Genomic DNA, 10,363 nt, shown 5'->3' with positions numbered 1-10,363 from the left:
CAACCTTTAGCACTCGGTCGTAGGCTCTTGCGGTCATTCCCATACTTTCAAACGCTCCTCTCAGCATTTGCTCTGCCTCGTCATTAATAACGCACACTTTTTCAAATTGGTCGGCATTGATGTTTGCGTTGCAGCTTGTGCTTGTGCCTTTGTAGCGTTCGGATTGAATCTGCCTTGCCTTATCAACTCGCTTTTTAATTTCGGCAGACGGTTCGGTTTGCTCCTTATCCCTCAGCTCGTCAAATTTCACCGCCGATACCTCTATATGTATGTCAAAACGGTCAAGCAGCGGGCCGCTGATTTTATTAAGGTAATTATGTATCTTTTGCGGAGTACAGGTGCATTTTCCTGACGGGTCATTAAAATATCCGCACGGACACGGATTCGTTGGAACACTGAACTTGATACAATTTAACCTTATTTCCCCTAGGGGTGTTCAAAGGGGGTTCATTTGAACACCCCTTGAGAAATGGCACTTGCAGGCATAAAAGAAGGCAGACGGTCTCGTTACAAGACCACCTGCCTGTTGATTATTGTTATCTAGTTTTCTGTATCTCGTCAGCCCGACAAACTTGAATTTATCACTATGATAAACAACCAATAGATTATTCGTTAATTTCTTGTTTGTCGCGAAAAGCCTTTTTTGTAACCATTGTGAAATCGAATTTCTCCATGTGGAGTGTGTTATATGGCTTTTCTTCAATTACGATGTCAGATTTGTCTGCTTCTATTATAATGTTTTTTCCGGAAAGATCGCAGGATATCTGCGTTTGAGCTATTGATGGAAGCCCCAATGAATGACAATTTCTTTGGTCATCTTCAAAAGAAGAGCTTTCTTCAAAATAGTCAAGGAAACATTTAAAATATAATCTGCCATTCTCAAAACCGTTGAGCTCTATTTTTGTCCAAGAAGAAGTATATTTATTAATATGTTCTTTAGGGATATCAAAAAACATTCCTACCATTTCAATTATCTTATTACGGTCTTTATTACTGAAAAAACATTTCTTTTTCATAGAATTAGTATCATAAATCCAGGTATGATTAAGACCTTTGTAGATAATTGTTTCATCATCAAGGAAAAACATAACAGATCCATCAAAATGCGGATTGATAAGTTTTTGTGTTTCACGGTCATACCACATTGTATTGTTATTACTATGTGTCCAGTGCTGAAAAAAGATACGCTTTGGCGTAATATGCAAGTCTATGCCGCTTTTCTTGATGCCTGAATGCTTGAACAATACTTCGGATTCTCCGCTGTTTAAGTGATATACAGCAACTTTGTTGCCTATATTGAAAAACAAATCGTTTTCGTAAAAGCAAAGATCACCGTAACATTCACCTTTATATATCAGCTTTTCTTTTCCCGTAGAGAAATCTCCAATATATATGCTTGCTTTTTTGCTTAACTTGTAATCGGCTCCGTCGGGCAGAAATTCCTGAGTATACCATGCAGCCATATTATTTCCGATAGCAATGTCCTGAACGGCTGTATGCTTTTCGATTTTTATATCCTCGCTTCTGTTTGACAAATGCTTTCCACCAACGCTGATTGCAGGCATTATTGACGGACGAGGATACTCTCCGTGAGCATCAAAAGAATATTTAATATTATTCTCGCTAAAAATGATTTTGCCGTTTTCAATCTTTATATCCATAAGTCACCTCATAAACAAATCCCAATTTTTCTGTATCTTGCTCCCATCTTCTTGCCCATCGGACAAGAATCATCCCTCGCTCAAAGAGCTCTGTCAATTCCGATTTGTAAAACTCAACACACTTATTATACCTTATATCGGCAGATTCGCATATCCATTTTATGTTATATTTCTGCAATATAAAAGGTTAAACCCGTCAAGCCCGATGGTTACTGACGAATACGACCTTTTATTATCAAATTTCTGAATTTTTTCTTCTATTATAATATGTGTCAAATCAGGATTTAATTTATCTCGTTTTTATCTTAAATCCGTTCTTAAAGATGAATAGTATATCATCCTTTGACTTTACCACCACTTCCTGAACAAGGCTGCTCCAAAGTCCCTCATCAAATTCTTCTACTAAAGCCCCCTGCTTTTCCAATGCCCGGATGAAGCCCTTGAATAATTCCCTCTGAGCCTTTTTGCTTTCAATCTGTCCTGAAATCTTGTCATAATCTGCTTTGATGGTATTGTACCTTTCGGTAAGGTCAGCATATCTTCTCTCATATCCATTCTGTTCAAGTGCCATCCGGCTGTTCTCCGCTATGGCTGTCTGCATCTGATCTGCGATTCAGTCAGACAATTTTTATTATCCAATCTGAATTTTATAACCGAAAATCATTTTCCCCAATACTTTCTGTCCAAACTGCGGTACTGCACAGCCTCAAGGATATGGTCTGATTTAATGACTTCGCTGTTGTCGAGATCGGCAATCGTCCTTGCAACCTTTAGCACTCGGTCGTAGGCTCTTGCGGTCATTCCCATACTTTCAAACGCTCCTCTCAGCATTTGCTCTGCCTCGTCATCAATAACGCACACTTTTTCAAATTGGTCGGCATTGATGTTTGCGTTGCAGCTTGTGCTTGTGCCTTTGTAGCGTTCGGATTGAATCTGCCTTGCCTTATCAACTCGCTTTTTAATTTCGGCAGACGGTTCGGTTTGTTCCTTATCCCTCAGCTCGTCAAATTTCACCGCCGATACCTCGCAGTGAATATCAAATCGGTCGAGCAAAGGGCCACTGATTTTGTTAAGATAATTATGTATCTTTTGCGGTGTGCAGGTGCATTTGCCCGACGGATCATTAAAATATCCGCATGGGCAAGGGTTCATTGCCGCAACAAGCATAACGGTGCAGGGGTAAGTATAACTTCCGTGCGAACGGGAAATTGTGATTTTTCCGTCCTCAATCGGCTGGCGGAGCACCTCAAGCGACATTCTCGAAAATTCAGGCAGCTCGTCAAGAAAAAGCACACCGTTATGGGCAAGCGATACTTCACCCGGTCGAACTGTTCCCGTACCGCCACCGCCGAGTGCTACCGCTGTTACGGTATGGTGCGGCGAACGGAAAGGACGGGTGCGTACAAGTCCGTTTTTGTCGAGCAGACCAGCAATAGAATGTATTTTTGTGGTTTCTATCATTTCGTCAAATGTCATATCTGGCAGAATAGAAGGAATACGCTTTGCAAGCATACTTTTGCCTGAGCCGGGAGGACCGATAAGCAAAATATTGTGTCCGCCTGCGGCTGCAATTTCCAATGCTCGTTTTACCTCTGCCTGACCTTTTACCTGCGAAAAATCAGGAATAAACTGCGCAGCTTTGCTTTTGTCCTCAATTTCTGCAACGGCAGGGGAGATTGGCTTGTCACCGCTTAAATGGGATAGCAGCTGTAAAATATTTTCAACAGGATATACTTCTATTCCGTCAACCACCGCACCCTCAGCGCTGTTTGCAACGGGAACATAGATTTTTTTATAGCCAAGCTCACGAGCCTTTATCACCATAGGAAGTACGCCGTTAATCGGGCGCACATCGCCGCCGAGGGATAGTTCGCCCAAGAAAGCCGAGTCGGATAGCTCGGCAACCACAGCGCCCGTCATCTTGAGAACGGCTATGAGAATCGGCAGATCGTATATAGGTCCTTCTTTTTTTATATCGGCAGGTGCAAGGTTAATTGTTATGTGGGCGGTCGGAAACGGAAAACCGCAGTTTTTCATGGCACTTTTAACTCGGTCACGACTTTCTTTTACCGCCGCATCGGGCAGACCTACCATATCAAAGGCAGGAAACCCCTTGTTGATTGCGCCCTCAACCTCAACGGGGTAGCTGTCCATTCCCATAAGACCAAAACTGTTAATTTTCACAACCATTTTAAGCACCTCTTCTGTAAAGTTTAAATAATATTATACCATTTTATAAGATTGCTTACAAGTCAAAATACAGTAAAATATGTAAAATCTGCACAATTATTGTCGGCATGATTAAAAAAAATTACGGAAAATATTTATTTTGTTATTGACAAATAAAAGCAAATCGGTTATTATTTAATATAAGGAATAGTCTTTTGAGGTGAGTGTGTGTCTGAGTCGTTAAAAAATCTTACTGAGCTTTCAGACGCAGAGCTTGCGGTGCTTGTAAAAAGCGGAAACGACAGCGCTTTTGATGTGCTCACCTTGAGATATTTGCGAAATATTGGCTTTTTGGCTAATAAATATTCTGCTGACGGCTACGAGCGAAATGATTTTGTGCAGGAAGGGCTTATGGGTCTTTTAAGTGCTTGCCGCACCTTTGACATTGCCCAGAAGACTTCTTTTAAAAGCTATGTTGACATTGTGGTGGAGCGCAGATTTATTTCTATTGTGCGCAAGGCAAAGGCGCAAAAGGCAGTGCCGAGCGCAAGCATAGTTTCACTTGAAGAAAGTACCGAGGAGCTTGAGGGCGAGCATACAAACCCCGAAGAGCTTATGATTGCAAAGGAGCATTTCTCGTTGCTGTTCGGTAAGCTGAGGGAGCTGCTTTCGGATAGGGAGTACAGGGTGCTTATGATGTATTGCGGCGGTTTAAGCTATGCTGAAATCGCAGAAAAGCTATGTATAACCGCAAAGTCAGCCGACAATGCACTGCAAAGAGCAAAAAAGAAAATTTCCTTACATATCTGTCCTTAAAAGATTGAGCGGTGCAACTCCGCAAAAGGGCAAAAACTATACAGTACAAAAGTGAGGTAAAAAACAATGTACGAAGATAAGACATTAGTATGTAAAGAATGTGGAAATGAATTTGTTTTCACAGCTGGCGAGCAGGAGTTTTATGCTGAAAAAGGTTTTGTAAATGAGCCACAGCGTTGCAAGGCTTGCAGACAGGCTCGCAAAAATGCAGCTAAACCGGCCCGTGAGCTTTTTGAAACAACTTGCGCAGAGTGCGGCGGCGTTGCAAAGATTCCTTTCAAGCCAATGGAAGGCAAGGCTTACTATTGCAGCGATTGTTTTGCAAAGAGAAAGTAATAACAGACAGACTTATATTTATTATAGCGATTTTAAAAGGCATTGTTTTAAAACCAATATAGTTTGTATATTTTTTAAGCTGTAAGAAACGGCGGATTTATGATGAATCCGCCGTTTTTCTTTTTATATTAATACTTTTTTGATGAATTGTTTTCAAAACTTTCATAAACAAAACACAAAATCTCTATTGACATTTTGTAATATAACCTTTAAAATGGTTACTAAACGGTAATTATTTAGATACAAGTTTTTAACAATTTGAAAATGGAGAAGGAGTTTTCTGATGGGAAAGCTTGGTTATATAATAAGATGTATTGCACATATGGATTACAGTGCACTTTTTGATACTGTAAAGCAGGTGCATAAGCTTTCGGGCAAGCCGAGAGCTGCTATTTTGGCAGATATTGTGTCTTGCGGATTTAAATACGGCGCAGGCTACAAGGATTATCTGCTTTGCGAGTTTTATAATCTCAACAGCGAGCAAAGGGCAACCTTTGTTACAAGAGGTATAAATAATTCTCTTGTAAAACTCCTTAACAACTCAAGCTATTATCATATTCTTGATAATAAAACGGAATTTTACACTATGTTCGGCGAGTATCTCCACCGTAAGTGGCTGAATTTTGCTAAATGCAGTAAAAGCGAGTTTATTGATTTTATGCAGGAGTTTGACGAAATTATTTGCAAGCCTGACGATTTGTGCTGCGGCGAGGGTGTGGATAAGCTGAAAAAAGCCGACTTCAACACACTTGACGATATGTATGACGAGCTGAAAAAAAGGCAGATCAGCATTGTTGAAGAGGTTGTTAAGCAACACCCCGATATGAGCAGAATTAATCCCGAATCGGTAAACACAATTCGAGTTTACACGATTTTGTCGGAGGGCAGGGCAAACACCGTTTATGCATGTATTCGTATGGGTAACAGCGACCGACCTGTTGATAATATTAATGCCGGCGGTATGTATTCGCCGATAGATATGGAAACGGGCAAAATTGCATTTCCGGCTTGCGACAAGCAGAGAAATGTATACGAAAAGCACCCCCGTTCCGGCTGTGTAATAAAAGGCTATCAAATCCCGTATTGGGAGGAGTCAATGCAAATGTGTCGAGAGGCAGCGCTGAAACTTCCGCAGCTGGGTTATATCGGCTGGGATGTTGCCATTGCAGAGGATGGGCCTTTGTTTATCGAGGCAAACAATATGCCGGGACACGACGCATTTCCGCAAATGCCCTTGCAGGCACCCGATAAAATCGGCTTTTTGCCGACACTCAGACAGTATGTTAAAGGAATATAAATATATTTTATCTCCGTTGCAGAGTTGCGACGGAGATTTTTAATTTTGCTAAACAAGAAGTTAAAAGTTGTAGCTGTGGGCAACGCACACAAAGTTTTATTGTAAATTATCTTTTCTGATGATATAATTATCTGTAATAAATCTAAAGTTTGGAGATATAATTATGAAAACAGCCGTAATTACAGGTGCATCGGGCGGTATAGGCTCAGCTATCGCTCTTGCCTTTGCAAGCAATAACTACAATGTGGTTTTGCAGTATAATCACAACAGTAAAAAGGCAATTTCGCTTGCTAATAAAATTCAAGAGAAATTTAATGTGACAGCCTTGGCGGTTAAAGCCGATGTTTCCTCATCGCAAGAAGTGGAGAAGATGTTTGATTTTATAGCGGCTAAGCTTGGTAATGTTGATGTGCTTATTAATAATGCCGGAATTGCTCAGCAAAAATTATTCACCGATATTACAGATGACGATTGGCATAAAATGATTGGCACAAATCTTGACGGCGTTTTTTACTGTTGCCGAGAGGTTTTAAAGCGCTTTATGATTAAAAATCATAGCGGTGTAATTCTTAATATCAGCTCAATGTGGGGGCAGGTGGGTGCGTCTTGCGAGGTGCATTACAGTGCGGCAAAGGCAGGAGTTATCGGTCTTACAAAGGCGCTTGCAAAGGAAGTAGGCTTGTCGCAGATTCGTGTAAACTGCATTGCTCCCGGTGTTGTTATGACCGATATGATGAAATGCTTTGATGAGCAGACCGTAAACGAGCTGAAAGAGGAAACTCCGCTTAATACCCTCGGTCAGCCACAGGATATTGCAGATGCGGCGCTGTTTTTATGCTCCGATAAAGCCAAATTCATTACAGGTCAAATTCTCGGAGTAAACGGCGGTTTTATTATATAAATAGGAATAGCAAAGCCTGAGTGCACCGATTGTGGTATGCACTCAGGCTTTTGTGTATGTGTAGCGTTTCTGTTTGCTTTGCATAAGGCAAGCGGAAAATTAAAAATCTAATTAAGCCAACCATTTTCAAATACCGCCCTTGCAGTCATTTACCAGTTCCTCAAATAAATCTGTAAAATTCGCATCTTTCTTTCCTATGCTGTCAACAAAATTCTTAAGTTGACTTGCAAGCTCTTTCTTGTAATTAGGGTTATACTTGCCTTTTATACCGTATGTCTGCATTATACTTCCGGCAATTCTTAGGTATTCTTTCTCATCAAGTTTTACATTCTTTCCCTGTGCAAGTCCGCTCTTTGCAGTTTGTGCCGCACTTTTATATATTTTCGCTACTGCTATTACAGGATTTTTTTCAACTACTTTTTCGTAGTCAATTCCCTGCGGTGTGCTTTCATCATCAAGCCAATCATTCAGGGTATCGTCTGTTGCGTACTTTATGTCGGAGGTATCTTCATCTAACTGTACTGCGGATACTTCTCCTTTAGCATTTGCATCACTTGTTCCTCTGATGTTGCTTTCTTTATTATATCCGTAACGGCTAAAATCGCCTGGTAGCGTTGCTCTCTCCCCTGAATCCCTTCGCCCCTTTTTATATCTATAATCAAACGAATTATAGAATCTGGCATCTTCTTTTCCTTGCACAAATTCAACAGTTCTGAAGATTTCTTCAAGCATTCCAACATTGTTACATTTTCTGCATTTGATTTCATCAAACACATCTCCTTTTATATATTCTGCATATGTTTCATTTTCAGCATTAATAAGAAGCACACTGTAAATTTCAGGATCATTATATGTTCCTCCAATCGACACAATTTTGTTGTTTACCTCAACAATTCTTGTACCGTCAGCAAGCATATTATCTGTCCTGCTGTTTAAGTGTCTGTCTAATTCACTGAATTTTTCGTTGAGCAGCTTCATGTCTTCCCTGTTAAACAATCCATATGCCCATCCACGCTTATTATACACCTTGATTTCTTTATCATCAAGAGTTTCAAGGTTATCATACTTTTCACTCTGAATCGTATCATCAATCGAATACCTTATATCAGGATTTTTTCCGTCAAAAGTTCCAATGTTATCCGTTGCAGATTTAACCTGAGTGTTCTCAAATGCAATATATGTTTTTGTGCTCCTGCCAAAGCTGCCGACATCATTGTTTACAATCACGCCGTCATAATTACTGCTTCTGAAATAGTCATCAATAAGCGACTTTGCCTTTTTGCTTGCCTCATACTCACTGTCAATATCGTTTATATTCTCTCTTGCTTCTTTGTATCCGTCAATATTCTTTTCGTAAAACCTCACAAGCTCCGCCCTGTTATTTACAGTCAGCGGATTGCGAATATTTGCATACAAAGCCATTTGCTTGTTTCCTCTAAGCCCAATATTATCACTTGTCGGCTTCATAAATATTCCTGTCGGCATTTCGCTGTCAAACTCACCCGCACCGGTATGCTTAGTATCAAATACTGTAAAATCATTTCCCGTCTGGTGATACACTACAAGAGGCTCACCGTTGCCGTCCACAACCTTGCTTGCAGTTTTCGGCTTATTCTGCCAATCACCAAACCACCTTACAAACTGCTTACTTTGGGTAATTTTTTTAATTTTTTTGTTGACATTGCTATCAATTTTGCGTACAATAATATTGGAACTCGAGTTATTAAGTATACTGGGTAATTGGTACCCTTCATGCTTAATTATACTTCGAGTTCTTTTTTTGTCTAAATAATAAAAACCAACCTGATTATTATTCTCTAAAGCTATTGCTTCTTTTATTAAATCCCGTCTGGTGATACACTACAAGAGGCTCACCGTTGCCGTCTACAACCTTGCTTGCAGTTTTCGGCTTATTCTGCCAATCACCAAACCACCTTACAAACTGCTTACTTTGGGTAATTTTTTTGTTGACATTGCTATCAATTTTGCGTATAATGATATTGGAACTCAAGTTATTAAGTCTCCAGGGTAATTGGTACCCTGTCTTCTTAATTATACTTTGAGTTCTTTTTTTGTCTAAATAATAAAAACCAACTTGATTATTATTCTCTAAAGCTATTGCTTCTTTTATTAAATCCCGTCTGGTGATACACTACAAGAGGCTCACCGTTGCCGTCCACAACCTTACTTGCAGTTTTCGGCTTATTCTGCCAATCACCAAACCACCTTACAAACTGCTTGCTTTGGGTAATTTTTTTGTTGACATTATTGTTCTCTTGTAATAAACTTATAGTAGAAGCTGTACCACTAAGCGTTTCGGACGTTTGCGAGTAGGAAATTTTTCCACTTGGCGTAGTGGCAAGGCTTCCTTTATTTTTGCCCGAATACATTGTTTGAAGTGTTAAATCATGATGCTTTGAAGATACATATGTGACAGCCGTTGTCTTACCATTAATTTTTCGTTAATTGAAACTATGTCTTTTATTTTTATAACTCTGACTCCATCTTGACCTTCAAAAAAGACAGACTTTTGAAAATCATCAAATGTATATCCGGGACAAAAAATCTCACCGTTAATTTCTATAATTCCGTATTTTAAATTCATTTTTTCCTCGTTTTGTCACAAAAGCTAATATATTTTAATACTAACATTATTTCTTTTATCATTCTTAATATCGTTTAACAACTATATAATACTAAAGTTATATTTTTTAATATAATATTTGTTGAAATTCTCAATATTCTTCAGTGGTTCTTTTTTAATCATCCCATTGTCAAATGTAATAGGAAAATTTAATTCTTTTCTATGATTTGTTATCGCAATTTTCTGTTTATCTATAAAAAAAGCAGCATCTTGACTTTCTTCCTTAAATATACAGGTATCAAAATACAGTGTTGCTATATATATTTCTCGAGCATTACCTTGAATCATATGCTCAATTGCATCCAAAAACACCTCATATATATTAGGTATAGGCGATAGGGGGATGTAGCTACACCATACTCCAAAAGTGCACTAAGGGAGTGCACTAAAAAAGATATTTACAAAAAAGAAAAAGTCGCTAAAACTTAGTGTTTAAGCGACTTTTTAGTGGTTGCGGGAGCCGGATTTGAACCGACGACCTTCGGGTTATGAGCCCGACGAGCTACCGAGCTGCTCTATCCCGCGATATTTAGATATTG

The 10,363-nt window shown here is 39.4% G+C and carries 12 protein-coding genes, 1 tRNA gene and 2 pseudogenes; 4 read left to right on the top strand and 11 right to left on the bottom strand.

Features of this window, described 5'->3' with window-relative positions:
* The 5 genes and pseudogenes from DXC23_RS12680 to DXC23_RS07750 all read right to left on the bottom strand — a co-directional run.
* Positions 1-250: pseudogene (locus DXC23_RS12680) on the bottom strand (ATP-binding protein); the annotation flags it as partial.
* A 45-nt stretch (positions 251-295) separates the two neighbouring features.
* Positions 296-406 (bottom strand): annotated as a pseudogene (locus DXC23_RS12675) (ATP-binding protein); the annotation flags it as partial.
* 199 nt (positions 407-605) lie between these two features.
* Entirely contained in the window at positions 606-1,661 is a 1,056-nt protein-coding gene (locus tag DXC23_RS07760; protein ID WP_022234474.1) for a hypothetical protein, read from the bottom strand.
* 289 nt (positions 1,662-1,950) lie between these two features.
* Complete coding sequence (locus DXC23_RS07755; protein WP_117705544.1) at positions 1,951-2,232, bottom strand: hypothetical protein; 282 nt, start codon at positions 2,230-2,232, stop codon at positions 1,951-1,953.
* A gap of 89 nt (positions 2,233-2,321) precedes the next feature.
* Positions 2,322-3,851: a YifB family Mg chelatase-like AAA ATPase gene (locus DXC23_RS07750; protein WP_117705543.1), complete on the bottom strand. Its 1,530-nt coding sequence runs from the start codon at positions 3,849-3,851 to the stop codon at positions 2,322-2,324.
* A 207-nt stretch (positions 3,852-4,058) separates the two neighbouring features.
* Here DXC23_RS07750 and DXC23_RS07745 point away from each other — a divergent pair, with 207 nt between their 5' ends.
* The 4 genes from DXC23_RS07745 to DXC23_RS07730 all read left to right on the top strand — a co-directional run bounded on the left by DXC23_RS07745 (position 4,059) and on the right by DXC23_RS07730 (position 7,180).
* Complete coding sequence (locus DXC23_RS07745; RefSeq protein WP_117705542.1) at positions 4,059-4,646, top strand: sigma-70 family RNA polymerase sigma factor; 588 nt, start codon at positions 4,059-4,061, stop codon at positions 4,644-4,646.
* Positions 4,647-4,712: 66 nt separating this feature from the next.
* On the top strand, positions 4,713-4,982 hold the full coding sequence (locus tag DXC23_RS07740) for a zinc-ribbon domain containing protein (protein WP_117705541.1): 270 nt from the start codon (positions 4,713-4,715) through the stop codon (positions 4,980-4,982).
* Positions 4,983-5,265: 283 nt separating this feature from the next.
* Positions 5,266-6,279 (top strand): sugar-transfer associated ATP-grasp domain-containing protein, encoded by a 1,014-nt coding sequence (locus tag DXC23_RS07735; protein WP_117705540.1) that lies wholly within the window; start codon positions 5,266-5,268, stop codon positions 6,277-6,279.
* 163 nt (positions 6,280-6,442) lie between these two features.
* Complete coding sequence (locus tag DXC23_RS07730; RefSeq protein ID WP_117705539.1) at positions 6,443-7,180, top strand: SDR family oxidoreductase; 738 nt, start codon at positions 6,443-6,445, stop codon at positions 7,178-7,180.
* Between the two features lie 126 nt (positions 7,181-7,306).
* Here the strand turns inward: DXC23_RS07730 and DXC23_RS07725 are convergent, their stop codons facing one another.
* From DXC23_RS07725 to DXC23_RS07700, 6 genes are all read right to left on the bottom strand, one after another.
* Entirely contained in the window at positions 7,307-8,767 is a 1,461-nt protein-coding gene (locus tag DXC23_RS07725) for a hypothetical protein (RefSeq protein ID WP_117705538.1), read from the bottom strand.
* A 223-nt stretch (positions 8,768-8,990) separates the two neighbouring features.
* Positions 8,991-9,191: a hypothetical protein gene (locus tag DXC23_RS07720; protein ID WP_117705537.1), complete on the bottom strand. Its 201-nt coding sequence runs from the start codon at positions 9,189-9,191 to the stop codon at positions 8,991-8,993.
* A 91-nt stretch (positions 9,192-9,282) separates the two neighbouring features.
* Positions 9,283-9,570 carry a hypothetical protein gene (locus DXC23_RS07715; protein ID WP_117705536.1) on the bottom strand — a complete coding sequence of 96 codons (288 nt, stop codon included), beginning with the start codon at positions 9,568-9,570 and terminating at the stop codon, positions 9,283-9,285.
* A gap of 11 nt (positions 9,571-9,581) precedes the next feature.
* On the bottom strand, positions 9,582-9,785 hold the full coding sequence (locus DXC23_RS07710) for a hypothetical protein (protein WP_117705535.1): 204 nt from the start codon (positions 9,783-9,785) through the stop codon (positions 9,582-9,584).
* Between the two features lie 81 nt (positions 9,786-9,866).
* A complete protein-coding gene (locus DXC23_RS07705) occupies positions 9,867-10,130 on the bottom strand; it encodes a hypothetical protein (RefSeq protein WP_117705534.1) in 264 nt (87 codons plus the stop codon).
* Positions 10,131-10,272: 142 nt separating this feature from the next.
* Positions 10,273-10,349 (bottom strand) — tRNA-Met (locus DXC23_RS07700).
* Positions 10,350-10,363: the final 14 nt, after the last annotated feature.

The sequence above is a fragment of the Eubacterium sp. OM08-24 genome, assembly GCF_003438075.1.
GTDB lineage: Bacteria > Bacillota > Clostridia > Oscillospirales > Acutalibacteraceae > Ruminococcoides.
The sequence above is the reverse complement of the archived record's forward strand: the minus strand, read 5'-3'. Positions and strand labels throughout refer to the sequence as shown.